At 60.5% G+C, this 25,847-nt stretch carries 14 protein-coding genes and 1 pseudogene; 7 read left to right on the top strand and 8 right to left on the bottom strand.

Going from position 1 to position 25,847, the window contains the following annotated elements; translation table 11 throughout:
* Nucleotides 1-87: 87 nt before the first annotated feature.
* Nucleotides 88-1,710: pseudogene (locus K7W03_RS15200) on the top strand (conjugal transfer protein TraG N-terminal domain-containing protein); the annotation flags it as partial.
* 4 nt (nt 1,711-1,714) lie between these two features.
* Here the strand turns inward: K7W03_RS15200 and K7W03_RS15195 are convergent.
* From K7W03_RS15195 to K7W03_RS15170, 6 genes are all read right to left on the bottom strand, one after another.
* Nucleotides 1,715-1,945 (bottom strand): hypothetical protein, encoded by a 231-nt coding sequence (locus K7W03_RS15195; protein ID WP_222886724.1) that lies wholly within the window; start codon nt 1,943-1,945, stop codon nt 1,715-1,717.
* Nucleotides 1,946-2,040: 95 nt separating this feature from the next.
* Nucleotides 2,041-5,334: a DUF499 domain-containing protein gene (locus K7W03_RS15190; protein ID WP_222886723.1), complete on the bottom strand. Its 3,294-nt coding sequence runs from the start codon at nt 5,332-5,334 to the stop codon at nt 2,041-2,043.
* Between the two features lie 13 nt (nt 5,335-5,347).
* The gene (locus K7W03_RS15185; RefSeq protein ID WP_222886722.1) at nt 5,348-8,269 is read right to left on the bottom strand and encodes a DUF1156 domain-containing protein; all 2,922 of its coding nucleotides are present in this window, start codon (nt 8,267-8,269) and stop codon (nt 5,348-5,350) included.
* Nucleotides 8,253-12,503, bottom strand: a complete 4,251-nt coding sequence (locus K7W03_RS15180) for an ATP-binding protein (protein ID WP_222886721.1) — start codon at nt 12,501-12,503, stop codon at nt 8,253-8,255. Before K7W03_RS15180 ends, K7W03_RS15185 begins: the two co-directional genes overlap by 17 nt.
* On the bottom strand, nt 12,500-16,009 hold the full coding sequence (locus K7W03_RS15175; protein WP_222886720.1) for a helicase-related protein: 3,510 nt from the start codon (nt 16,007-16,009) through the stop codon (nt 12,500-12,502). The genes K7W03_RS15180 and K7W03_RS15175 overlap by 4 nt, the downstream gene beginning before the upstream one ends.
* Before the next feature lie 22 nt (nt 16,010-16,031).
* Nucleotides 16,032-16,895, bottom strand: coding sequence for a WYL domain-containing protein (locus K7W03_RS15170; RefSeq protein ID WP_222886719.1), 864 nt, complete (start codon nt 16,893-16,895; stop codon nt 16,032-16,034).
* 105 nt (nt 16,896-17,000) lie between these two features.
* Between K7W03_RS15170 and K7W03_RS15165 the strand changes: the two genes are divergently transcribed.
* The 6 genes from K7W03_RS15165 (at nt 17,001) to K7W03_RS15140 (ending at nt 22,552) form a co-directional block, all read left to right on the top strand.
* On the top strand, nt 17,001-17,237 hold the full coding sequence (locus K7W03_RS15165; protein ID WP_222886718.1) for a DUF2188 domain-containing protein: 237 nt from the start codon (nt 17,001-17,003) through the stop codon (nt 17,235-17,237).
* Nucleotides 17,238-17,282: 45 nt separating this feature from the next.
* Nucleotides 17,283-20,624 carry a DEAD/DEAH box helicase gene (locus K7W03_RS15160; RefSeq protein WP_222886717.1) on the top strand — a complete coding sequence of 1,114 codons (3,342 nt, stop codon included), beginning with the start codon at nt 17,283-17,285 and terminating at the stop codon, nt 20,622-20,624.
* Between the two features lie 348 nt (nt 20,625-20,972).
* A complete protein-coding gene (locus tag K7W03_RS15155) occupies nt 20,973-21,617 on the top strand; it encodes a helix-turn-helix transcriptional regulator (protein ID WP_222886716.1) in 645 nt (214 codons plus the stop codon).
* 13 nt (nt 21,618-21,630) lie between these two features.
* Nucleotides 21,631-22,056: a thermonuclease family protein gene (locus K7W03_RS15150; protein ID WP_222886715.1), complete on the top strand. Its 426-nt coding sequence runs from the start codon at nt 21,631-21,633 to the stop codon at nt 22,054-22,056.
* The gene (locus K7W03_RS15145) at nt 22,047-22,355 is read left to right on the top strand and encodes a DUF5818 domain-containing protein (RefSeq protein WP_222886714.1); all 309 of its coding nucleotides are present in this window, start codon (nt 22,047-22,049) and stop codon (nt 22,353-22,355) included. Before K7W03_RS15150 ends, K7W03_RS15145 begins: the two co-directional genes overlap by 10 nt.
* Nucleotides 22,355-22,552 carry a DUF6961 family protein gene (locus tag K7W03_RS15140; RefSeq protein ID WP_222886713.1) on the top strand — a complete coding sequence of 66 codons (198 nt, stop codon included), beginning with the start codon at nt 22,355-22,357 and terminating at the stop codon, nt 22,550-22,552. The genes K7W03_RS15145 and K7W03_RS15140 overlap by 1 nt, the downstream gene beginning before the upstream one ends.
* 24 nt (nt 22,553-22,576) lie before the next feature.
* On the opposite strand, the gene K7W03_RS15135 is transcribed toward K7W03_RS15140, so the two are convergent.
* Both K7W03_RS15135 and mobF read right to left on the bottom strand, forming a co-directional pair.
* Complete coding sequence (locus tag K7W03_RS15135) at nt 22,577-22,789, bottom strand: hypothetical protein (protein WP_226870189.1); 213 nt, start codon at nt 22,787-22,789, stop codon at nt 22,577-22,579.
* Nucleotides 22,790-22,885: 96 nt separating this feature from the next.
* Nucleotides 22,886-25,810, bottom strand: coding sequence for a MobF family relaxase (gene mobF / locus K7W03_RS15130; RefSeq protein WP_222886725.1), 2,925 nt, complete (start codon nt 25,808-25,810; stop codon nt 22,886-22,888).
* Nucleotides 25,811-25,847 lie beyond the last annotated feature (37 nt).

The raw sequence follows: 25,847 nt of genomic DNA, 5'->3' as shown, positions 1-25,847 counted from the left end.
TGATACCCAAATCCCACCACTCGGTGCGGCCGCTTACCGGCCATCATAATTGACGCCAACCGGCCTCCGTAAATGTCGCCCTACAGCCCGGTCGCCCTCAAGGGTTATGTCACCGGCTTCTTCTATCTCGCGGCCTGGGGGCCGCTCTTCGTGATCCTGCACATGATGCTGATGTACAAGGGCGCCACCGACATGGCGGCGGTCGCCGGAGCCAATGGCCTTAGTCTTGCGAGCTTTACTGGCATGGCCGACGTCAACAGCGATATCGGGCTGCTGGCAGGCTACCTCATAGCCTCGGTGCCGTTTCTCGCCGGCGGGGTCGCGAAGGGCGCGATGGCCATCTCGCACCACGCAACCAGCTATCTCAATCCGAGCCAGAATGCCGCCGAGGAGGCCGCGCGCGAGGCAAGCACCGGCAATGTCGCGCTCGGCAATACCAGCTTCGAGAATTCGACCGTGCTCACCCGGCAATTCGCACAAGGGACGATCGCGCCGAGCTTTACCTATGGCGCCGCCCAGACCCGAACTTTCAGCGAGACAGGCTCGATTACCACAAGCTTTCCCGAGGGCAGCTACGACCAGATTCCAAATTCGAGCTATCCGTTCACACCGAGCTTGGGTCAGGAATTCACCGCGCGCCTGTCGACGATGGCATCGCAGGCCCGTTCGAACAGCGAGAGCTATGCGAATGTCGCGACGGAATCGACGGCCAGCGCCGTGACAAGGTTCCGGGAATTGAGAGATCAGTTCAGCCGCGGCTTGGCTTTTGAGAACTCCACCGGGACATCCAACTCCGACAGCATCCAAACCGCCTTTAGCGAGGTGGATCAGGCCTCAACCAATCTGCAACGGCAGTTCGGGCTTTCGCGAAGGGCAGCGGACGACATCACTGTAGCTTGGTTCCTGAATGGGGAAGCTGGCGCAAGCGCAGGCGTGACGAACGGAGTCGCTTCCGCCAACATAGGCGCCAAGGGAGGGCGAAACCAAGCGTGGACTGACAGCGACATTGGCATCGCGTCGGAGGACCGCTCGCGGATATTCGGTAGCTTGGCCCAGATGTCCGACAGCAGGAATTGGTCGAGTACCCGCGACGGCTTCGTTCGATCGGTCAGCACCTCGAGCAGCTCCTCAATTTCGAGCACGGCAAGCGGCATGAACGCGTCCCTCACCGAAGCGCAAAGCTACACCCGCGAGGCAAGGCGCGCTGAGGAACTTGCTAACCGCCTCGAAAGCCAAGCATCGTTCCTCGAGGGCAACAGCGCAGCAGGAAGCCTCAATCTGTCCCAAGCCTACCGTGAATGGGGATTGGCCGAGATCGAGCGCAACCGAGACTTCTATGGCAATGTGCGGTTCGACGATGTGACCTTCCAGATCAGCCCGGAAGGCCAAGCGCTGCAGGCCAAGTTCATTGAAGGTTATGCCGAGCAGCTTCGCGACGGGATCGAAGATCGCCTCGTCCTGGCCCCCGGACAGCCGGTATCCCGCCCGGCTATCTCTGGCGCCGGATCAGTACGTGGGCGCGCGCAGACCGGCAGAGGCGGATTGAGCACAGTGCCCCAGGTGGACGCTGGCGATCTTCATGATGAGGTCCAAAGGGCTCAGGCTGCTGGTCGCCAGAAAATCGGCGGATCCAGGGGACGTCTGGACGCCGTTACAAAGGGAGCTCAGGGTGCAAGTGCTGAGGCCGCCGATGATGTCAAGGAGTGGTGAAACGTCAGCCCTTCAGGACATCCCAATAGAGGACGAAGGCGGCGAAGATCGCGAGGAGAAGGAGGACTGCTACCGTCAGGGTTCGCGACCACGGATCGGCCCATGACTTCTTGATCCGATATTCCATCAGGCGATTATCGCGGATCGCCTGATCGATTTCAGACAGCCCTTCCCACTTGCGGGTTCCGTGCGCATCAGCGTTTTCAATGTCGAAATTCGTCATGATGGCGTTCATCTCATTGCTCCTTGGAACATAGCAGAAACAGGGCCGGGGGACAGGAAAATCTGCCCCGGCAACACGCGCCACCTCTCCTCAATTCCTCCGAAAGCCTATTCGACCGACTTATCGAGAAAACCGAGTGTGGTGGCATTTTCGATCAGCGTTCTGACCTTGGCGCGATCCAGGCCGGAGGGAACATCGGCATCGATCTCAAGTCGCAACTTTACCGAGCATCCCGGAAGCGTGGTCAATTGTTCGACGATTGCCTCGACGACCTGATGGATATCACGCGCGGGGCGATCGGGAGAGATGAGCACGGAACCACTGAAACGCGTAGGCTTGCGTTCGGGCTGCGGTGTCGGGGTCGGACCACCGCCCGGAGATTCTTCGCCGGGTTTTTCAGGCTCGCCCGAGGCAGGCTCACCTACCGGATCAGGGGTTGCTGACTTTGGCCTATTTGCTTCGGCGACATCCGGTTTGACGATGAGACTGTCGCTGTCGATCACTACGACAGCATTCGAAGCGCGTTCGATGGCAAGTCCCAGATATGTTCCCAAGTTGTCGTCCCACCGCTCAGCATAAGCGAATGGTCCTGGAAGCATGCCGCTGATTGCCGCGTACACCGCCTTGATTAGAACCTCCTGGTTCTTGAGGCGGGGCAGATAGACGTAGCGACTGAAATACTCGCGGAGGTCTCGTAGCGAGAGGTGCGCCTTGCCATTCCAGATGTACTTCTGGAGATCTCGGTCGAGACGCGTGGGCCCAAGCTCAGTGAGCATCCCCTCCTCGGCGACGAGCTTCTTGCTGGCTCTAGCCAGGAGGCCGTCTTGAGCCGGTATTTTTCCCGACACCCATTCGACGTCTGCTTGAGCGCTTTCCTGGGCAGGATAGTGCAAATAGCACCAAGCCTCCTTGAGGCGGGTCTTCACGGTCTCATTGGCTTCAGTCAGCTTGGCCTTGGCGAGCGCACTGTCGCTCTGGGTGAGGTTCAGGCGCTCGGTGTCTCGAACGATCTCGGACCAAGCCAGCGCCGACCTCACAGCGTCCTTGAGGTTGTCCAACTGCCTTGAGTCGGCCGCGATGAACACCAACATATTACGGTAGACGCGCGGGGTGCTGCCACGCTGCATCAAGATGTCCTTGGCCTCGACTAAGGCTTCCGAACCATCGCGGCCATGGTGCGGGTGCGCAACGCCCAATACGACTGCGCGAACGCCGCCGGCTTCATCGGGCACCTCAGCCGAGCTCGCGGGTGCGACCTGGACAGCGTCAAAATGGCCGCGATCAGCAAGGCTGTTTACGTACTTGCCCAGTTCCGCATCGATCGTGACATCGACCAAAGCCGCCTCAATCTGCGCGGCCTTGTCCGTCGCTATGCGATTGAGGCTCGCCGCCATCGAGTACCAGTACCGGCCAAGGTCTGAATGCATGAATTTGGCCTGGTTGGTCAGTCGCCGGAGTGCGTCTCCAAAAATGGCCGGCCGCTCGCCAGGTTGAACAACGCCAAGATTAATCTGCTTGTCGTCGAGGCCGGTATTCTGCTGCTGATGGGTCGGCGCCGTTCCCATGAAGATCGCGCGGGCCACGCGGCGCGTCGCCGAGTAGCGGTTGAGGTTGGGGGCTGATTGATCGACCTTGTACGGGGTAGACGCAGTGCCATCAACGTCACCGGCAATGATCGATTGCCAGCTTACATCCAGATAGTGGAGGAGCTCGGGCTCCACGCGGGGCGAACTGACCGCAACGCTACCGGGCATAATCATGACGGAGGGGTCGCCGCTCATCCACAGTTCGTGAATGGCCTGGGCCATCAAGCGGAGCACGCCACGGGTGCGCTGAAACTTCTCGAGCGAGCCCCAACAGGTGTAAAGTTGGTCGAACAGCTCGGGGTGGATCGGGTAGGCCTTTTCCAACTTGCGCCGGTAATCCTCGTCGGCACAGCCCTGCGGGAAGTCGTTGGCGTTCTCGCGGTACAGCTTGGCGAACTGTTTGAGGGTATTATCGCGATGGTGAAACCGGTCGCCCGGGATTTCCTTGAAGAGCCGTCGACGGACGATCTCGTAGCTTTCCTCCTGGCTGGCGGGTCGCCAAGAGGACTCCACACGGCTGAATGTTTGCTTCAATCGTGCCAGCGCCTCTTGACCGCCTTCGCCGCCTACTTCGATCTGCGATGCGGGTAGAGATGCGACCAACAGCGTGCCCGGACTGGCTTTCACAGCCTCGGTCAACGACTGTACAAAAGACAGGTTTGCGTCGAACGAGCCCGAGGGAAGCCCCTCCACCTTGTAAATCTGCCGCAAGTAGGCGACCCATTCGTCGATCAGAATGAGGCACGGCGCGTACTTCTTGAATATTGCTTCAAGCAGGTTTGAGCCGGGCGCGATCCCATTGGCATCGTTCTCGGCGATCAAGTCAAAGGCCTCGGCCCCACCCAGCTGCCAGGCTAACTCGCCCCATGTCGTCCGAATCTTGCGGCCGCCGTCTGCGTTGAGCACGTCCTGTGGCCCGCGGGAAGTACCGACCAGCACCGCTCGGTTGATGCCCTTGGGGACAGTGAGTCCTTGCTGATCCAGCAGTTGATCTAGTCCTGAGAGATCCTGGACAGGCGTAGGTCCCGCCATATGGTACAGCGCCAGCATCGAGTGCGTCTTGCCACCACCAAAATTGGTTTGCAGCTCGACGACGGGATCGCCGCCCGTACCGGTCAGGCGCTTAGCGGCGCCGGCCAGCAGCGTGCTCAAACCCTCGGTGAGATAGGTTCGGCTGAAAAACTGCCGTGGATCGCGATACTCGGGAGGCGCGCTCCCCGAATGTACCTTGGCAAGGTCTGCGGCAAATTCGGCTTGCTGGAATTCACCTGTGGCGACGTCCTGATGGGGCTCAACGACCTCGCGCCAAGGCAGCAGGCCCGCAACAGTTTCAACCGAAATCTCCAGTCGCTGAGTCTTGCGGCGCTCCTCGTTACGCTGAAGCTCAGAGAACTTCGTTCGCAAGATTGTGTCGCGCATCTTGCCTAGCTGGTCTGCTACCTCGCCGGCGCTGATGGCTTCCATCAACCGGCGCATGGAATCGAGAGCACGTTCGGCATCGTCGTAGGTGAAGGTCTCGTTGTGCGAGAGCTTATTGCGGACGTCGAGCAACTCAGAGACGTAGGAACGCTCGGGATGGCCTAGCACGGTAGCGAAGGCATCCTTCCAGAAGGCCATCATGGTCTTGAGCAGGCCTTGCTGATCCCAACCTACTTCGCCAGCGGAATTGGGCCGCAACCCCTGAACGCGCTGCACTACCTCCAGCTGCCAGTGGCCCTTGATGGAGGTTTCCAGACGCTTCTCCACAAAGGGAGTAAGCGCCGAGGGGAGCAATTCCATGCCTTCGAAAACATACTGCCGCGTGCTTTTCGCCACGTCGAAATCCCCCTCAAATGTCCATATTGATCTGGCGATTGCCACTGGTGTCGTGGATAGCTGCCGCCTGTCTCGTCAGTTCAGCCCAATCGGCAATCAAGGCGTTGTAAGCCGTGGCCTCCTTCGCATCCTTCCGTTTGTTGGCGCTGACGTCGTAGAGGCAGTAGGCGAGATCCTTCACGGCCTCGGCGTGAGTGTTGATCTTCTTGAGCAGAACGGCGGTGTCGTGAGAAATGCCGTCCTTTTCATACTGCCTGACCAGGTGTTGGAGACATTCCCAAACGGTCAGGTGTCGGTCCTCCTGCGGATCCCAATCGCCGGCCAACTCGTCTCGGGTTAGTAAGCGGACCTTGCCGGCGGCGCTTTCCACGATACCGGCGTGCTTGACGCTATCGACCGAGATGCCGCGCGCACGGGCAAGATTATCCGCAACGCCATAGTCTCCCTTGCCCGTTCCGTTCTGCTCGAACCACGTAATGGCAAAACGCGTGTCCGCATCGAACTCGCCCTGTATGCCGCCGAGATATTCATCTAGTTCTCGATTGATCAGCTGGAGTGCGGTCTTCACGCTCATCGGACTGTCGTCGGATTCGAGCACAGCTCCATATCGAGAGAACACACTCATGCCCGGTCCGATCGCTGATTGCGGCATATCCGCTGGAGTAATATTGGCCGCTTGAAGCTCCACAAGCGCCGGGGGCAACTCGCGCTTAAGTGCGCGAATGAACTCTGCTCGCGTAATCGCACCGCTCTCAGTCATTCGACGCCTGCAGACCAGAAGAACAGAACCTGCGAGAGCATTTTGACGGGACTTTAGGCCTGTGGACCTCTCAGTGCGCATCGGCCACGTTCCGTCGACAGAGAGCCCTGCGTTAATGAGAGCTTGTAGGAATGTGGCCCACCCAGTTGAACTTACACCTTCCTTCTCAATTTCACTCTGCTTGAATGCATAGAACAACGTCAGAGGAAACTGGGGATTTACTTGGGCCGAAAGATTAGTCATCGCCTTCTGCATATTCTGAAGAAAAAATGCTTCCGCCTCCTTCTTCCCACCCTGCCTGTGGGGTGCCGCTACCAACTCCTCTTCTTTAGGGGTCGATAGGATAGCAGTGACGTCCGGGTACATTTCTCGGATCATAGGCCGCAAGATCGCGTAGAAGAAATCGGACAAATCGGCGTATGGAATATTATCATAGTATGGTGGGTCGGTTGCCAATACAGCGCCAATAGGCAATTTAACTGTCTGCGCATCGCTTTGCACAATCGCGCCTGGCGCAGCGGCAACGAACGATTCCACCGCCTTGGACACCCAGGAAATTGCGCCGCCAGTCCAATCGCCCGACGAATTCGAAAAAGGATTACCCTCTGCGAATTGCCAAGTAATTGGCAGCGCCGGCCGAGCGAAGGTTTGCTCGATTTTTTCACCGATCGAGTTCCACATGCAGATTGTGGTCGCTCGATTGGCAAAACGGTCCACCGCAAACGCGAGATAGATTGAAAGAGCCTCAGCGTAGGCGATCGAGCCCGTGCCCCCATCCTTTAGAGGCTGCGGGTTTCCGTCTAGACCAGCAGCAGCAGCATCGGCGGATGCCTTATACCTCACCTCGGAGACAAGTTGACTGAAAGTATCAAGGGCGACAAGCTGTCGGGACGTGAAGAGATCACCGATGGTCGGCATCCCATAGTCCGGCGGCGTAAATGCGCGGCGATCCTCGGAAATAATAAGACCGGGCTTCCATGCAGTCTTGGCCTCCTTTGCTATCGCCTCTTGCTCAACTGATGGTGCCACATAAATTCGACCCCTCGGCCCATCCGCAACGACAGCTAAAAGCGTCTGGCCCAGTTTTCCGCTCGAAGCCTGGGCCTTAATGTATTGAGGTGTAATCGCTGCATTGGACAATAGGCACACAAAGTTTGCACCTCTACCAGACTTTGTGCCAGTTGAAGCATTGTCTAATTCTGCAGATGTTCCGCCTTTGTGTATTTTGTACGCAATCGACTTATCAACCTTATTAACGATAGGTTCAATCCAAGATTCTTTTCCCTTCTTAGTAGAGAGTAGAAAGCTAGACGCAATGGGAACGTGAGTATTTGAAAATGCAGGATCGGGACTCGGGACGGTCCTTGACCATATCCAGGCGATCACAGTCGCCTTCCCGCCGCCGTTCTCTTGCGGTAACGCGACCTCTGGATAGAGGTCACCGATGCGCATCATAGCCTGTTTGAGCATCCAGTCGCCGTAGTACTTGATGTCTTCACCCAGGCCCTCGGCATTGCGGTAGTGGTTGCGGTCCTTGGGGCCGGGGTGGATCGGCTCAAGATTTTTGAACCTTGGTGGAATCTCGACCATTGCCTTGCCGATCATCACCGCGACTGGATTGAGATCGGACCCATAGGCGGGCAGACTGAGGCGCTGGGCTTCGAGGGGAATCGATCCGCCCCCCGAAAACGGATCATAGATCGGGGGCACCTCACCGCCGCAGCTCCTGCGGATTTCGGCGCGGGCGCGTTCCAGCACCTCTTCGTTGGTGGAATTCTCCCAGATTACTAGCTCTTCGATGATCTCAAACAGCCGTTTGCGCTCGATGTCGGCTGCGCAATCCTCCAGCTTCGGCTCGGGCATGTCGGGCATATTCCCCTGCGAGTCGACTTTGTGCTCCCGCCATGCCTTGAGGCGGACGGCCAATTCTGTCTCCGCCTTCTCGCGGATTTTCGGCTCATCGAGCAGCTTATCCGCATAGCCCGAGGGATCATCAACGAGTTGCGCAAAGAGTACCGCCCGGCAAGCCGCCAGCGGGCGGCGAGCCCACCACAGATGCAATGTGGACGGGTGGCCGTGCCGGATTGACTTTTCGCGGGCCGAAGCCGCGTTGATCGCTTCAAGAGGGATCGCAACCTCGATCAGCTTCTTTTTGATGTTAGGTATCGAGGTCATAAACCAGCCTATAGGTTGCAGGGTGAATCGTAATCTCACCGCCTTCGCGCATCGCGCACAGACGTGTTCCCGTCATTTCAACGGGCTCGCCGTCCGGGGTGGTGAGGATGAAGGAATAATCGGCCGGGCGTTGGTCAAGCAGCCCCCAGACGTCGGCCTCGATCTGCAGGGGCTCAAGCTCCAGGCAGTGCTCCTTGGGATAATAATGGCAGAGGACTTCGCCAGAAGAAGACCGGCATTCCCAAGGAAACCTGCTTCCGTTCGCGCGGCCGATCCAGCTGCCGTCGGAGTGGAAGAAACGCTCGTCTCCGTCGGCCTTGTAGCCCTTCGCATACGCAAATCGGGCAATGACACTCGGCCCCGCCGGTCTAGGCGCCGGACGGGGTTTCACCAGAATATCGGGAGCCGGGGGTTCTCGAACAGGTTCGGCTGGCCGACCCGGATGCTCGGGCGGGGTCACCGGTTCGTCGTCCGCCTCATCAATCAACACGTCATCGGTTTCGATATCGTCGGCGCCGGAGAACTCAGGGCTTGAGGGCTGCGGCGGATCGTCCTCATCGCCATTTCGTCCATGCTGATCCACGTGATCCTGGCTTTGCTCGCCCAGAGCCGGCGCCTCAACTCGCTCCGGCCCAAGTGAGAAATTCTCCTCGAGATAAGCCAGGATGTCATCCGGTGACCGCTCAAAGGCATAGGCGAGCGCGGCCTGGATATCGGAGCTGAGCGACTTGCCAATCTCTTCCGGCACGCGTTTTGCCAACTTGGCCCTGGAAAGAGGCGTAACGAACAGTGTGCCGTCATGCCAAAGGATATCGGTCAGCCTAGCCGTACCGGCAGGAACGCCGTCCAAGTAGGGGATTACCTCGAGCGTGGGCGCGGCAGCCCAAGTCGTCTCTTCGATCACCATTGCGACATTCCGGACCCGCTCGGTTTCACCAGCATCGGCAAGTTCAATCCGGCCGAGCTGCCGGCCGAACGCCGTCAACCAGGCGCGGCGTTCCTGGAGGCCGCCGAGCAACGACGGTTGGTTGAAACGCTCTTCGACGAAATGGGAGAGTGCTGGAAGCGCTGCGAACGGCGGCGTTTGCATGACATCTGCGGCCAGTCTCTGGCAGTCTGCGGTCTTGCGCTTGACCCAGTCGTGTAGATGACTCCACTTGATCAGCCCCTGGAGACTAAAGGCGTATTCAAGCGTGCCCACCGGCGCCCACTCGCCAAGCAGGTTCATCCAGTGCCCGCACTCCTGCCATATCCGGATGGGATATTTGACGACCAGCGCCCGTACGCGCCGGGCTTCATCGGCCGCAAGCGTTGAGCCGGATTCTAGCGAGTTCAACCATTCCATGGCGATATCTGCCGAGGGGCGATCCGCTACGCCGACCCGGCGCCAAAGACTCAGATCGCCGACCGAAGCCCGAATGATCGCGGCCCCGGGGACATCCTCCTCGTCCGCATGAAGAAAGACGGCAGAGGCCGAGATCCACGAACCGTCGTGCGCCAGGATCAGCTTTTCAGTTTGGAAGGCATCCCTGACGCTTTGGGCATCCGTGGTCGAGCAGCCATCCAACATCCCGTCGAGACGCCGATACCATTTTTCGACTTCAAGCACCGGAGCGCGTTGCACACCGGCGAGCGCTCGTAGTCGTTTGAGCAATTGTTCTGGACCGCTGGGCGTTTTCCGAACGCCCAAGAGGTCCAATAGCGGGCGCGTCGCTTCCCGATCCAGAATACCCTGAACGAACGGTTCGACATCGATGAAGGACTCGGTCTCCGCGGTCCGGCGGAGAAGGTCGGCGGGAATGTGCGGCGTGTTGCGCGTATCGGGGAGGCAGGACTTTTCGCGAAGCTTGAGTATCCAGCCAGCAGCGAGCATGTCCCAGCTGACGGCGCGCCGTGAGCCGGTGGTGGCGATCTGAACTATACGGGCGCCGGATGCCCTGGACCAATAGGTTTCGCGCTGGGCAAAAATTCGTGCCGCGACTTTTGTCCAGAACATCGGGTCGCCTGCCGCCTCGGCCTCCCAATGGCGCCAATAGTCCGCCGCATAATCCCAGTCTTCGATCTCAAAGCTGTCGGTCACATAGGGATATGACAGGGCGCCCTTTTGCCCCCGTGCTTTTGCCTCCGCGATGATCCGCGTCCGGCCATAAATGGAGATTCTCTTCGAAACCAAAGGCGCGAAGGTCTGCAAACCCGAGCGACCGGAGCCCACCCACCGCAACCACTCATCCCGCGAGCATGAGGTGAAGCTCGCCGAGTAATCCTGATGGAGAAGCTGGGTTTCCTGCACGGCTTTGGGAAGCAAGGCATCAAGGGTCCCATCCTCGTCGAAAAGGATCGTGTTGTTGGTTCCGCGCAGCTTCCGATCGGCTGCCGCATATCGAAAGGCGGCCCCAGGGGCTGCGTTCAGCTTTGCTGCGATCTGGGCGAGACGTACACAGTCTGCCATCTTTGGCTGGCCGGATGAAAAATATGCCTCCGCAACAAGTTCGATGACCGAGTTGACGTCGCTCGTATCGTTCAAGCCGATCTCTTCGAGGACATCCAGCGCTGCTTGGGCAGGATCCTTTCGCTGGTCCTTGGCACCGGCCTTTTCCCGCCGCTGATCGGCCAAAAAGCGGGTCCAGTTCTGGTTCAAAACAATCAAATGTTCGGAAAGAAACGACCAATCGTCATCTGACTGAAGCAGCTTCTTCTCGCCGAGGCGCACGACCTCGGCCGCAGAATACAGAACGTCCTGACCTTGAACCGGAACGATGCGGAGCGCGGATGGATCACTGCAATCGTACCCTGTGACCTCGGGCGCGATATAGGCCCAGAGATTGAGCAAATGCCGCCAGGTAGCTGGCCGAGGCAAGTGGACCTCGGACAGGCGATCCAGCAGGTTGTCCTTGGTGAACTCCTCGACGAAACCCCAATTCTTGAGCTTTGTCCGATTAGCCGCCGAGACATGCCGCAGGAACGCCGGTCGACCATCCTCATCCAGCAAAGCCATTGCCTGCTCGGCTGGCCAGACTTCGAAAACAGCGGGCGGCATGATGATCGCCGCCTTGCCGGAAACGAGCTTCCCCTCGTCCGTGAGCAGGATCGGCTTTTCCTTGATCGCACCATCAAAGGCCAGCTCGGTTATGGCCGCGCACATGCCTTCAAGGTCGCTCGCCTTCCGGTCCACGTCGGGAAGGAGACCGTAAGCGACTGCCCGATCCTGAAGGCCGATGGAGGAGTCCCCAATCCACCGCTCCATCGCTTGCGCGGCAAGCTGGCCGGCACGTTCCAGCAGCCAGCGGTTGGTTGGCGAAATCGCCGGATCCTTGATCTTGAGGCGTGCGGGGTCCTGAATGAAAGGCGCATTGCAGGCGAATGGCAGTTTGGTTTCCACCCCTGTGGGAAGGACAACGTACAATCTGCCCTTGGCGCCCAGAACGATCTCAACGCGGCATGGTGGAAACTCCCCACTGTCTTCCACGCCCAGCATGCGCTCCTGGCGGATCTCTTCCAACGCCTCTTCCGGAAACGCCTCTTCGTTCGAACGGACCAGCAAAAACGGGTCTTCCGCTTTCTCGTCGAGCGCCATCCACTCGCTCTGTTCGATCGGCCCGGCGCCGAGACTCTGCCAGTGGACGGATTGATCGCCGATCCGCAGCTTTCGGATGTTCCTGAAAAACAGGAGTGAGACCGGGCTCTTGAGCCATTCGGTCAGGTTCTTTTCGACCTCTTGGCGGCGAAGGTCGCTTGAAATCGCCACCTCGACCCGGGTCGTGCCCGCAGTGAGCGATTTTCCGGGCATCCAGTGAGGCTGAGTGAACCGGCTACGATCAAATTCAATGGCGAGCGTGGGCGTCAGCAGTTCAACGTGATCGCCCAGGCTGAATGTGCTCTTGAAGCCAATCCCCCGAAAACCGATCGTGTGAAGCGCGCGCTTATTCGAGTAGCCGAAGCGACAGATCGATGCGAAGTGCGCCTCGATGAAGTCCTCGCCATTGTGCTCGAACACGAAGCGGCCGTCTTCGATCGAGACATTCGCCTCGCTTGCGCCGGCGTCATCGGCGTTCTGAAGAAGTTCCGACAGAATATGGCGCGGACTTTGGACCTGTTTGAATAGCTGGTGCCATGGTCCCGCGAGCTCCGGATCGGCTTCCAGCTGATCCCAACGGGCTGAAGCGCGCGCCCTGATCCCCTCGAAATAAGGAGGAGGCGAACTCGCGCTCTTGATTGGCTTTGCGCTCGAACTCATCGCGGCGCCTCCGACCGCTCCAGCAGGCGGGGGAGATGGAACTGAACAGCGGTTTCAAGGAACGACGGCTCCCGATCGACGAGCGCGCCGCGGACATAGCGAGGCGCGTTCCCCACGCCATCGGCGACCGCTACGATTGCCAGGATAAACTTGTCGGGTTCATGCAGCGAGGTGATGATCTCCTGTCGTGTAATCATCACCGAGGTCGCTCCATCGATCCGCCCCTTGACCTCGATGAAGCGCATATGCCCTGAATCGGGATCATAGGATTCGATGTCGTACCCAAGCTTCTTGGCGGAAACGTCGACGGGCCGGTTTCCAAGGCCCGCCTCGGCAGCAATGACCGCTGCCATCGCTGCCAATTCGATTTGACGGCGGGCAGTCGGGTCGACTGCAAACTGCTCCGGGATCGTATCGCCGGACGATTGCCGCGCCGCCAGCAGCCCACTCGGGATGACCACCATTCCCCCACGCACGCGAGGCGGCTGGGACGAAATGAAGCGTTCCTTTTCAAGCTGATCCATACGGCGCTTCTGGCGCTCGGCGAGGTCCTCAGCGCGACGCTGTGCATTTTGCCAGTTCAGGCGGGTCTTCTTGCCGGCCTTTTCCTCTTCCTTGAGTTCGAACGCCCGGGAGTCCCAGTAATTGATCTCCTTTTTGAGCCGCGCGCGAACTTCCTGCTCGACCTTGTCGATCTCCGGAATCCGCCGCGCCTTCACTTCTGCGACGTGTCCTTGCGCGAGCTCGACCGTAGCGAAGCGGATCGCGGCCTTTTCTAGTTCGCTGGTCAGCCAATCTTCCTCGAGAAGGTCGCGTACCGACTCGACTTCATCGCTCGCCGCTGGCCGAAGATTCAGGTGCGGCGCGATACCTGCGTTCACCGTCTTGCCGGACTTGTCGATCGCAGCAAATTGAAGCCGCTGGGAAATCACGTGCGGCTTTCCAAGGCTCGTGAGCCGGCCGTCCTGGATCGTATGCTCCAGCAGGAAGATGGCAGACAGGTGATCTCCCCCGTCGGTGTCATCGACCAGTATCGCTCCCTGACGCATGATTTGCTCATACTGTTCGCGGACAAGGCTGATCACCGCTTCCAGCAGGGGGTGGCCGGGGCACACGAAAGCCGCGACGGGCTGCTGGTTTATCTTGTCCTTCTCGAAACAGATGCGTTCGTACTGCTTCTGGATCGGGGCTCCGGTCCCGATCTGCCGGTCTCTCTCGCGTATCCGGACCGGAACGTGGGTGATCTCCCAACGCCCCTCCTCCCGCCGTTTGATCCGGCCGCCCAGATGCTCGAAAGCCTCGACGAAGAAACTCTGAATGTGGTGCGGTTGAAGCCTTAGCGCCTCCGCGCGCTCCATTTCGAGGCGAAGTTCTTCAACGGCGGCCGCGGGCATCGTGTCATTGGTCAAGGCCCGCCGGCGCAGCAGCTCGAGGAGGTGGGCCTGATCGACGGCACCATCGACTTGACGGAAAAGACGGGCTTTGACCTCATCCTGCTCGCCATATTGGATGGCCTCGAACAGAAGATCCTTGAGCGCCGTTCCCTCAAACAATTCCCCCAGAACATCATAGACCCGGCCGCCCAAAGCTTCGCGAGCCGCTTCGAGCTTTTCCAGAAGTCGGGCGTAGACTTCACCTTCGCGCGTGTCGGCCGCTACGAGGTTCCAGAGGTGACAGACTTCGGTCTGGCCGATGCGATGGATACGACCGAAGCGCTGTTCGATCTTGTTCGGATTCCAAGGCAGATCGTAGTTGACCATCAGATGCCCACGCTGAAGGTTCACACCTTCGCCCGCAGCATCGTTCGCAATCAGGACCACGAGGTCCTTGTCCTGCATGAAGCGCTCGACCACCTTGCGGCGCTCCTCCCGCGAAACGCCGCCATGGATCACATCGACCGCCTCGGGATTGCCGAGACGCGCGCGAACCTTGTCCAGGAGATAGTGAAGGGTGTCCTTGGGCTCGGTGAAGATGATGAGTTTGCGCCGATTGCCCGCGGCATCGACCATCAATTCATCGTCGAGGATGCGATTCAGTTGGCTCCATTTGGTGTCGACGCCAGAACGCAGAACACCCAGCGCCATGGACTCGAGGCCCTTGAGAGTCTCGACCTCGAGAGCGAGCTGCTCGACCGTTTCTGCAGTGGTCGCTCCGGTCGAAATCAGGTCTTCAAGTTCGTCGATCTCCTCCTGCCCGTACTCCTCGATGTTCCGGAGCATATCGACGTTGACAGTCGGCTCGCCTATGCCCGCGCGCCGCCCTTTTGCGGCGAGGCGGGCCTCGCCCAACTCATTTTCAAGCCGTTCCCGGCGTCGTTTGAGTGACTGGTAGATCGCGGCTGGCGAGGACGCGAGCCGCCTCTGAAGGATCTGGAGAGCGAACCCGACATTGTTGCGCTTCTTTCCGTCACCTTCGGCGAACCGTTGCACACGATTCATCTCGGTGCGGACATACTCCGTGACCGCCGTGTAGAGGGTAGCTTCGCCCTCGGACAGCTCGTACTTGACGGTTCGGGCACGACGCTCCGGAAAAAGCGGACGCCCATCGAATTTGAGCAACTCCTCCTTCGTCAAACGCCGCATCATGTCCGCAGTGTCGGCATAATGGACGCCGTCACGGAACCGGCCTTCAAAGCGGTCGCCATCGAGCAGCGCCATGAATAGCTGAAAATCTTCCTCCTTGCCGTTGTGCGGCGTGGCGGACATGAGCAGCAGGTGCCGGCAGACTTGACCGAGCTTCTGCCCCACTTGATAGCGCCGCGTATATTTGACCTCGCCGCCGAAGTAGGTAGCCGACATGCGATGGGCTTCATCGCAGATGATGAGGTCCCATTCCTGGGCGCTCATGAGCTTTTCCTGGAGCTCTTCGTTGCGCGCCAGAACGTCGAGGCGGACGATCAATCGATCGCGGTCGCTGAAGGGATTACCCGACCGTGATGTTTCGATCATGTCGCGGCTGAGAATGTCGAATTCGAGATTGAATTTCTGCCCGAGTTCGTCCTGCCATTGCTCGACAAGGCTACCCGGCGCGACCACTAGGCAACGCTCCAGGTCGCTACGGGCGATCAGCTCCTTGATGAGCAGCCCCGCCATGATGGTTTTGCCGGCACCCGGATCGTCCGCGAGCAGAAACCGCAGGGGCTGGCGCGGTAGCATTTCCGCGTAGACCGCAGAAATTTGGTGCGGGAGAGGATCGACCAGGCTCGTGTGTATCGCCAGGTACGGATCGAAATAGTGCGCTAGCTTGATGCGATTGGCTTCAGTCACCAAGCGCAGGAGAGCGCCATCGGCGTCGAACGACCAAGGCCGCCCGCCTTGCTCGACCTCTAGGCGATGCTCGTCGTCTCGATAGAGAACGGCCTCGGCAACGATTCCATTGTGGTCACGGAAAACGACATTGATCGCCTGATCGCCTATCCAGTCGATGGACAGAACCTGCGCGGATTGGTTCGACGCAATACCGCGCACCGATGCCCCGTTCTTGATGTCCTCAAGCTTGGCCGCCATCAATCAGTCCCCCGCGCAAGCGTCATAGTTGAAACTCAGCCTTTTCCAGCGCGGCTTCAGTCTCTTTGCGATTTATAGTCACGATATGCTGGGTGCGGGCACTCAATTTCGACGCATCCCCGAGCAAACCCAGACGCTTCAGAACATAAAACAGCATGGCATAGCGAACGGACATGAGTCCGTTACCTTGCTCAAACCCATAGTCCTTTGCGACGACCTTTTTCTGGCTTTCGGTCAGCTCGGGATGCGGCCCGATTATCACGTCGAAATAGTTGTTCCAGAGCCAATCCTGCTCACCGCCGGCACCAGGATCACCTTCGTTACGAACCTCTAGAATGCGGGGAAGGAGGAAGTCCTTGAAGCGCTCCTCAAGGTGACAGAAGGCGCGCGTATGCCAGCGGAAGCCGTCGAATCCAAAGGCATGGGGGGTGATCCGGCGCCAGGTCGGATCTGGGCGCCTTGAATTCATGGATTGATAGAAGACCTCGATCGACGTGCGCTCGCGGACAGCATCCAGCGTCCTGCGCAAAACCTCGATGCTAATGTCCCGCTTGGGGGTCATCGCGACATCGGCTGCGGGCATAGTTGCGAGCCAAGATTCCCTCGGAGGTATCGCGCCTTCGGTTACTGAACGCAGCTGCGACAGGTAGGCGTAGGGATCGGGATCCATGAATCGAAGCGTAAACCGCTTCGCCGCCACATAGCGCTTGCTCCGCTTGTCATACTCCATGTTTCCGGGCGCTCGCTCTTGGTAGAGCGTCAGATCCTTCGACGCCTGCGGAACGGAGACGCCAAAAAACTCCGTCAGGTCAGCGCGATTGATCGCCCCCTCCCAGAACAGGCGGAATTCGATGAATTCCAGCCGCTGCTCGACACCCCAGCGCATTTCCACCTCACAATACGACTATAAACTATACCCACTTGACATCATAGTCAGTATAGTTCCTATATGCATATGCCATTCCGGAGTCAACGCGAAAGGAGGCATCCCATGGCAGACAGGTACGTAACGAAGCACCCCAACGGCTGGGCCGTAAAGGCCCCTAACGCGGGTCGCGCCAGCAGTGTTCATACGACGCAGCAGGCGGCCGAGCAGGCCGCCAAGCAAACCGTGCGCAACATGGGAGGAGGAGAAGTTCGGATTCAGGGTCGCGACGGTCGCTGGCGCGACTCGGACACCGTGGCGCCGGGTAACGATCCCAATCCTCCCAAGGACAAGAAGCACTGAGAGCCGGCGCCGGGCGAACCGGCGATCAACATGAGGTAAAGACGGATGGCGTCGCGCAAGCAGCAGACCGTGAATGGGCAAGCGGGGCTTTTTGACGACGAAGTCCGGCTGCTCATCCCCCAGCGGCTGGCCGTCGAAGGCAAGGTGCTGGGGAGCCCTGTGCGCCAACTGGAGGTTCCCGCATCCCTGGAAACCTGCCGCTTGCGTCCCTTTGCGGTACGCCGCGTGAACGGATACGAGACCACGCTGTCTTCGGGGGAAACGCTCAAGATCATCAACAGCAAGACGACCACCGAGCTGGACGCAGACCTTGTCTTGCTGGTGCCCGCGGCGGACGATCCCAGGGCAATCGTAGATGCGCTTGAAGTAGGTCTGGGCCGTTGGATAAACATCACGCCGGCCAATATCGCCGCGCTCGACCGGAATGCGCGCAATGAGCGATTGGTCGCGGTTTCAAGTTCGTGGCAAGACGCATTCCATCTGCGCGAGGGAAAGCCGGCCACCGACGACAGGCCGGTCCAATATGGGCTTCGCAGGCCCCAGGTAGGCGCTCTGCACGCGGCATTGGCCCATTCCACGCGTTCGACCGATCCTGCCACGATCGTGATGCCCACGGGCACTGGCAAGACGGAAACCATGCTTGCCCTGAATGCGCATCAGCGGTTCAGCCGGTTGCTTGTTGTGGTTCCAACTGATGCGCTTCGCGAACAGATCGCGAGCAAGTTCGAGACCTTTGGCGTCCTCAAGCAACAGAGGTGCCTTGATCCAACTGCGGCATTTCCGTTCGTCATGCGGCTCTCGCACATCCCCCGGACGCCGGAGGAGGTGGACGAGATCTTCGACAGCGCGAATGTCGTGGTCACGACCATGCAGATCGCAGGGCGCGCCGAAGCTGAGGTCCAGGAAAGGATGGCCGGTCGGGCGTCGGCGCTGTTCATCGACGAAGCCCATCATATCGGCGCGCCGACATGGGCACGCTTTCGCGGCCTGTTCGTCGAACATGATCCGCCCTTGCCGATCGTTCAGTTCACCGCCACGCCGTTCCGTGAGGATGGTCGTCGTGTCGATGGCGAGTTCATCTACACCTACCCGCTCAAGAAGGCGCAGGCGGAGGGCTACTTCAAACCAATCCGCTTTGAAGCGGTCTTTGGTCTCGACCAGGCAGATGCCGACGCAGCTATTGCCGAGAAGCTCGGCGAAGTTCTTCAGGCCGATCTTGACCAGGGGCTCAATCACCTTGCGATGGCGCGCTGCTCGACGATCGATCGGGCCAAGGAACTGCACCAGATCTACAGTGCGATGTACCCCACGTTTCGGCCAGTCATCGTCCACAGCCAGCAGTCGACAAGGGACCGCCGCGACAATCTCGCTGCGCTCCGGCGCTTCGACAGCAGGATCATCGTCTGCGTCGACATGCTTGGCGAAGGATTTGACCTGCCCGAACTCAAGATCGCTGCGCTGCACGATCCGCACAAGAGCATTGCGGTGACAATCCAGTTCGTGGGCCGCTTTACCCGACAGGATCCGCGATTGGGCGACGCCACCGTGATCGCCAACACTGGCGTGGACGACATCGATCGGTCGCTGGCAAAGCTTTACGCGGAGGACGCTGACTGGAATGCGCTGGTTGAAGCGCTGAGCACGGCCAAAATCGATCGGCAAGTTCGCCGCGCCGAGATGTTCAAGGGGTTTGTCGGCGATCTCAGCGACATTCCCTTGCAGACCCTCGAACCCAAGATGAACGCTGTCGTCTACCGCACGTCATGCGATGCCTGGGAGCCGCTACGCGCCGAGGACCTTTACAACGCCGGCGTCTATCTCGGCATGAAGGTCAATCCGCACCAGCGCGTCGCCATCTTCGTCACGCGTTCGGAGGAGGTAGCCGGTTGGACGACGGCCCAACACGCGATCAACGTCGTCTGGGATCTGCATATGATGCACTGGGATCCCGTGAAGGGGCTCCTCTATATCAGCAGTTCGTCAAAAGGCCCGTACGACAAACTGGCCAAGGCTGTCTGTGGTGAGACGACGCGGCGTGTCGAGGGCGAGGAAGTATTCCGCAGTCTTCATGGCTTCAACCGCCTGATCCTGCGCAACCTCGGCCTGACGCACCATCAGGGGCGCGGCGTCCGCTATTCCATGTACATGGGCGTCGATGTCGCGGATGGGCTCGACAACGCCAAATCTCAGTCCCGGATCAAGAACAATGTCTTCGCCACTGGCTTTCTGGGCGGAGTGCCGACCTCCCGCGGCTGCTCCGCGAAGGGAAAGTTCTGGTCCATCACGCCTGTTCGCGACCTCACCGACTGGGTCGAATGGTGCGCCGACATTGGCCAGGCCGTGAACGACCCAGGGATCACGACCGACGGGGTCTTCAAAAGCGCGATGCGTCCCCGCCAGATCAGTGCGCGGCCGGACGTTCCTCCGGTCGCGATCCACTGGCCGGAATCGCTGCTGACCCAGATCGAGGACCGGATCGAGATCAGCTTTGACGACGAACCCGTGCTGTTCACGGAATGCGACATCGAGCTGCTCGACCACGAACGGACCGGGCCGCTTAGGTTTGCGGTGCGCAGCGAAGCACATACCGCCGAATTCGAGATTGTGTTCAGCGAGGGCGGTGCCCGCTATCCGCAAAAGTCCGGTCCGAAGACCACCATCAAGGTGGGGGGCAAGGTCAAATCATTGTCCGAATCCTTCGGCGACGATTCTCCCCAGATCGACTTCGGTGATGGTTCGCTTCTGATCTACAGTCATCTCTACGCCTTGCCGGACGGTGTTTCCGTCGAGCCCTATCCCGCGGACCGGATCGAGGCCTGGGATTGGTCCAAGGTCAACATTCGTGTCGAAGCGCAGGGCTTGGAAAAGCGGGCGGACTCCGTCCAACGGCACGTGATCGACATGTTGCTAGCCGATAGCGACGCCTACGATCTTGTGTTCGACGATGACGGCGCAGGTGAGATCGCCGACGTGGTTTCGCTGCGCGTTACCGAAGGCTTGGTCCAGGTCACACTCTTCCACTGCAAGTATTCCAGCGCCGATCAGCCCGGCGCTCGGGTCAAGGATCTATACGAAGTCTGTGGTCAGGCGCAGAAGTCCGCACGCTGGCGGGATCGTCCCAATCGCATGTTCACCCATATGCTCAAACGCGAGAAGCTGCGCCTCGATAAGGGGCAAAGCACGCGCTTCGAACTCGGAACGCCAGCGTTCCTCAAAAAGCTCAAGGCGAGTTGGCAGGACTATCGCTACGAGTTCGACGTCCGCATCGTTCAGCCCGGTCTTTCGCGGAGCGCCATCTCCGAAGAGGGGCTGCATCTTGTCGCCGGCGTAGAGACCTATCTGCTGGAAACCAGAGGCATGCGCTTGCGCGTAATCGGCAGCGAGTGAGCAGGGCATCCCCCTGCCCTCGTGCGGGCCGATCCGTTGCAAAAAGTTCGTGGAGCATGTTGGCAATCCTCCCCTGCCGCGGCCAGGTAGGCCTGCACCTTCTCGAGGGTCTTTCGCCGCGGACGGCGACCCGACCTCAGGTCTCCGACCAGTCTCGGATCCCCAATGACCAACCTCCCAAACGTGCTGGGCGAAACGCTGCTACGCACCAAATATGCCTCGATCTGCTCCAGTAGCTCCATCGCCTTCGACTCGCTTTGCGCTTGCGTTCCTGTTATGTTCCTACTAGGAAGGCTTCCTAGAGTCTAGGATCGAATTTCCTAGATGGATGCGATAGGACTGCCAGCGATGGAAGACGCACGTAGAGCCCTGGACGAGCTGATCCAGAAGCGAGGGGTCAATTACTCCTCGATATCGCGCCTCCTGGGACGCAATGCCGCCTATATCCAGCAGTACATCCGGCGCGGCAGCCCCAGGCAGCTGGACGAACAGGATCGCGCGGTGCTCGCCCGTTTCTTTGGCGTCGATGAGAAGGTTCTCGGCGCCCCGGAACGGTGTTCAGGACCCGTTGTCGAACTGGTCCATGTGCCCGTTCTCGCGGTCGAGGCTTCCGCCGGTCACGGTGCGCTTGCGGAAATGGAAGCGAAATGCGCCCAATTCGGATTTGATGAAAAATGGCTGCGACGGCTGACAGCCAGCAAGGCAACGAACCTGTCGATCATCGCGGTTCATGGAGACTCGATGGAACCCACCTTACATGACGGCGACGAAGTGATGGTCGATCTGGGCGATGGCCAATCGCGCCTGCGCGACGGAATCTATGTGATGCGCATGGATGACATGCTCAACGTCAAGCGCGTGGCGATCGAACCGCAAGGCAAGCGGGTCTCGGTGCTGAGCGACAATCCCGCCTATCCCAGTTGGCGCGGTCTCGAAAAGCGCACCATCAATATCGTCGGCCGCGTTCTCTGGTTCGGCCGAGCGCTGCGCTAGGCTCACCATCCCGATGTTTGTAATTCTTGCCGCCTCGATTGTCGCCGCCGGGCAGACCTTCACTTGCACGCCCACCCATGTCTGGGACGGCGATGGCCCCGTCTGGTGCGCAGAGGGCCCGCATCTCCGCATCGCGGGGATCGCGGCGCGCGAAATGGATGGCACATGCCGCTCCAACCAGCCCTGCCCCTCTGCCTCGGCGGTAGAAGCCCGTGATGCGCTGGTAGGCCTGCTGGGCGGGGCGCGCGGCACCATCCCGACAGGTCATGTCGTCGTTCGAGGTCCGAGGCTGACATGCCGCTCCGAAGGGTCTGCCGGAGGCAGCAGGACAGCCGTCTGGTGCCGCCTGCCTTCGGGCGCCGATCTCTCCTGCGCCATGATCCGCACGGGGACGGTTCTTCGCTGGGATCGCTATTGGAAGGGTCCGGCGTGCCGCTAGGCGCCGACCTGCATCTCACCGGATACCTGGAAGAAGGACCATATGGCCTGCTTCTTCGTATTGGCGGCGGCGTGTGGGAACTGGACGCGCGACGCCCGTCGCGTCGTCTGATCGGCTGCGAAGTCGAAGTCACGGGCCAGCGTGCCGGGTTCAACGGGATCGTCTGCGATCAGATTTGGCCGGCAGGACAGCCCCGCCCTCGCCGGCTCAGGCTCAACATCGAATATCTGCTGACCGCAGCGTTCGTAGGCTACGGCTTCATCGCCCTGCTCCTCGGGCTCGCGGGACACTTCCGCTGATGCTCAGCGAGTGGGAACTCTGGGCTTGTGCCAATCAGGTGCTGACGACGCATGGCGACAATGCCCCGCTCCACGTGGCCGAACAGATCGGCGCTCTGGCGCTGGCCGGCGACGAGGCAGGCATCCAAACCTGGCAGGCTATCGCCCGACGGATTACGCAGTTGACTGGAATAGATGGCGACACGCCGCTGCAATGAGCAGCGTCGCGCAAGGCATGCGGCCTACCCGATCGGCGCCAGGTCGCCGGGGAACAGGCAAGGCTGAATGTCGCCACTGGCATAGCCGTTATCCTCGATGACGAAGCCACGCATCCTCTCGACCAGATGCCGCGCAAGATCGACACGGGCGCTGCGCTGGGCGCGCGGATCATCGGCGTTCAGACCAGCGAGCGTCGGCTCGGGCGCCACGGCAAGCGCAACTTCAAGATGGGTCAACAGGACATCGTCAGCGATTCGAAACATGGTTGCAACGAGAACAAATATAGAACTTTGAGTCAATCGGCTGCATGGGGACGGATGCAGAAGGTTCGACTAAATTCCGATCTCGAATGGCTTGGTGAGCGAGCGGTCCAGTTCCGGCGGCTCGCGCGCCGGTGCCGGCGCCCGGTCCTTCGCCTGGCCTCGCGCGGCGGCATCGCGCAGGAGATCGACGGTCTCCAGAGCCGAGCGCTTCATTCCCGAATTGCGTTCAACCGCAGCCTCGAGCTTGCTGGCGTTGTCGACGAACAAGGTCAAGCCATCGCGCAAGCGGGTGACCGTCACCAGGAAGGTTTGCTGGTTCGCCAGATTACGCTCCCGGCTGTCCATGACCGCGATCCCCCGATCGGAAGTCAGGCCCTGTGCCATGTGGGCATTGAGTGCATAGGCAAGATCGAGCCGCTCAAGCATCGGATCATCGCGCCCCAGCGTATGCTCGGCGCCAAGCGAGGTCTTCACCGTGATGGATTTGCCATCGACGGCGGTAATGCGCGCCTGATCGGCATTGAGGAGGCCACGCTTGTGATCAGTCTCGGTCCAGCGGATCCGGTCGCCCGCGTGGATGTCGAGGGCGCGAACTTCGAACAGGCGCAGCGGATCCTGCTCGCCTTGCGGCCGCAACTGGCTGGGCCGGAACTCGAAGCGGCGGCCACGCTCGTTCTCGAGGCTGACCCGCTCGCGCGCTATATCGGTTTCGACCACCCGGTAGCGCCCCGGCCGCAGACCCTGGGCTCGCTGGCGCCGGTCGACCTCGACCACCATCCCGGCTGCGTAGCTGCGGGCATAACGCAGTTCCTCGCGCGTCAAGTTGATGCGCGAGAGGGTTCCGAGCCGTATCGACCCTGGCCCCAGTTCGCCATTGGCCTTCAAGCCGGTCTGGACGGCCTCATTGACCTCACCGCGTAGCGCCCGGCCCGAGGCATAAATCGACGTCGTCTCGCGCTCTGCCGGCGACAGGGAAAGCCACGCCGCAGCCGCTTCGACGGCAGCCCCATTTCCGGCTTCCACGACATGGGTTCCCAGATGCCGCAGGGCCTCGTCGATATGACCGCCCTGCGCCGCATATTGGGCGTCGCGCAGCGCCTTCTCTCTAGCGCGGAGGTTGACGCTCATGATTGCGGTTTCGACGCCCACCTGCTGCATGACGTCGAAGGGTTTCCCGGCATCGACCGCGCCAAGCTGCTTCCTGTCGCCGATGCTGGCGAAGCGGTCCAGTTCCAGCAGATTAGCCAGACGAACGAGCTTCTCCTTGTCGGCATTGCCGACCATTGAGGCTTCGTCGAGCAGCACGACGGTGCCGCGCATCGCGGCCTTTGCCTCGGCAACCCGCGATGGGCCGGCCCCTTCGAGCAGGTCTCGATGCTGGCGCAGGAAGCGCGACACCGTCATCGAGGGAATGCCGGTTTCACGCTCGAGCATCTGGACCAGCGTGTTCTGCACCGCGAGGCCGAGCACGGCCCTGCCTTCCTCGCGCAGCACATCGGCAACCGGTTTCAGGACGGTGCTCTTGCCGGCGCCGGCGACACCCTGGATCGCGACGATCCGGTTGTGCGAGGCCAGCAGCAGGCGTCCCGCTCCTTCCTGGCCCGGGTTCAGCGTCATGCCGTATTTGAGCTGGGAGAGGGCCTGCAGCCGCTCCCCGGCAACATCGGGCGGAACGATCGCGGGAGCGAGGCCGCGCCCGCTTTCGACGGCGGCAATGATGCGCTGTTCAAGGCCGAGCGCATCGCGGGTCGTGACAAGATCGCGATCGGTGCCCTTGCCCTTCAGGAGCTGCCCCTGGCGCAGCAACTGGTCGACACGGCTCTCGATGTCCATGATCGATGTGGGGAGCGCGAAACCGAGTGCCGCGCGGAATATATCGGCGCGTGTGAAGGCTGCCTCACGCTCGCCGAGATGACGAATGGCGGAAGCAACGGCATGGACAGCGGCAGTCTGCTCGGGTGTCCGGTTCCCCATCCGCGCGGGCAGGAGCGGGTCACTGTCCTTGAGGCCGAGACGCGTCGCGAGGGCGGCGGTAAGCGCACTGCCCTCCCGCACGAGCCGGAGCGCCGCCTGCCCGAAACCCGCCACATTGCCGATGTCGTGAGCCGCGCGCGCGTTGGCCCGGGCGATCACCTGTGCGGGATCGAACCCGAGCTTGGCCGCAGCCTCTCCCCACTGCCGCGCAAGCGCATCGCGATCCACGATCCGGCCTTTCTCCGCGCGCGTCATGAGGTTCGCGACATTGCGTGCCGCGAGCCCCTTCCCTTCCATCGTCGCGAGCCGATCGAGGATTTCCGCGCGCCGGGAACTGAAAGCGTCGCGAATGGCCTTGGGGACGCCCACGGCCTCGAAATTGCCGTGCTTGCCATATTCGCCGACCTCATAGCCGAGCTTTTCGACGGACAGGCGGAAGCGCGCCATCGCCATCGCGTTGAGCAGGGTATTGTGCTCCCAGAGCTTGTCGTTGCGGAGCGCCCGCCACTTGCCGTCTGGACCCTGCGTCACATTGGCAACGACCGCATGAAGGTGCGCATTGGGCTCCTGGTTGCGGTTCGTGTCGTGCTGAAACAGACCCACGACGAGATTGCCCGTCGTGACGACCCGCTCCTTGCCGCGCACCTCCATCCGCGTCTCCGCGAGGTTCTTCTCGGCCCAGACCAGAGTCTCCCTGACCGCTGCGGCATAGGCATCGAGGATGCGCTTGTCCCCGCCGACGAGCGCGAGGATCGACCAGCTTTTGGGCATCGAAAACGTGAGATCCGTGCCCGCACGATGAACGCGATTATCGCTGCCGACGCGGCTCCCGTCTGGCAGCAATCCCTTCAACACAGCCTCGAACTGCTTCGCCTCGATTGGCCCACGCAGGCCAAGTCTGTCGGCGCCCTTGCCGAGCCATTCGCCCGATCGGTCGGCATCGGCGCGCGTGTAGTAATTGTCGGCGGCAAAGTAATTGGCAGCGCCGCCGGCGGTGCGGACATTGGCTACAGAGAGCATGATGCCCAACCCGGCCGTGCGGCGCCTAGCTCACGCA

Origin of the sequence: Sphingobium sp. PNB (genome assembly GCF_019873065.1) — a bacterium.
Taxonomy (GTDB): domain Bacteria; phylum Pseudomonadota; class Alphaproteobacteria; order Sphingomonadales; family Sphingomonadaceae; genus Sphingobium; species Sphingobium fuliginis.
Note: the sequence above shows the minus strand (reverse complement) of the source record. Positions and strands in the feature narration are given on the sequence as shown.

Excerpts from the sequence above, each read along its gene's own strand:
- K7W03_RS15195 (WP_222886724.1), bottom strand. The coding sequence starts at position 1,945 with ATGAACGCCATCATGACGAATTTCGACATTGAAAACGCTGATGCGCAC.
- K7W03_RS15185 (WP_222886722.1), bottom strand. The coding sequence starts at position 8,269 with ATGACCTCGATACCTAACATCAAAAAGAAGCTGATCGAGGTTGCGATC.
- K7W03_RS15180 (WP_222886721.1), bottom strand. The coding sequence starts at position 12,503 with ATGAGTTCGAGCGCAAAGCCAATCAAGAGCGCGAGTTCGCCTCCTCCT.
- K7W03_RS15175 (WP_222886720.1), bottom strand. The coding sequence starts at position 16,009 with ATGGCGGCCAAGCTTGAGGACATCAAGAACGGGGCATCGGTGCGCGGT.
- K7W03_RS15170 (WP_222886719.1), bottom strand. The coding sequence starts at position 16,895 with ATGCGCTGGGGTGTCGAGCAGCGGCTGGAATTCATCGAATTCCGCCTG.
- K7W03_RS15165 (WP_222886718.1), top strand. The coding sequence starts at position 17,001 with ATGGCAGACAGGTACGTAACGAAGCACCCCAACGGCTGGGCCGTAAAG.
- K7W03_RS15160 (WP_222886717.1), top strand. The coding sequence starts at position 17,283 with ATGGCGTCGCGCAAGCAGCAGACCGTGAATGGGCAAGCGGGGCTTTTT.
- K7W03_RS15155 (WP_222886716.1), top strand. The coding sequence starts at position 20,973 with ATGGAAGACGCACGTAGAGCCCTGGACGAGCTGATCCAGAAGCGAGGG.
- K7W03_RS15150 (WP_222886715.1), top strand. The coding sequence starts at position 21,631 with ATGTTTGTAATTCTTGCCGCCTCGATTGTCGCCGCCGGGCAGACCTTC.
- K7W03_RS15140 (WP_222886713.1), top strand. The coding sequence starts at position 22,355 with ATGCTCAGCGAGTGGGAACTCTGGGCTTGTGCCAATCAGGTGCTGACG.
- mobF (WP_222886725.1), bottom strand. The coding sequence starts at position 25,810 with ATGCTCTCTGTAGCCAATGTCCGCACCGCCGGCGGCGCTGCCAATTAC.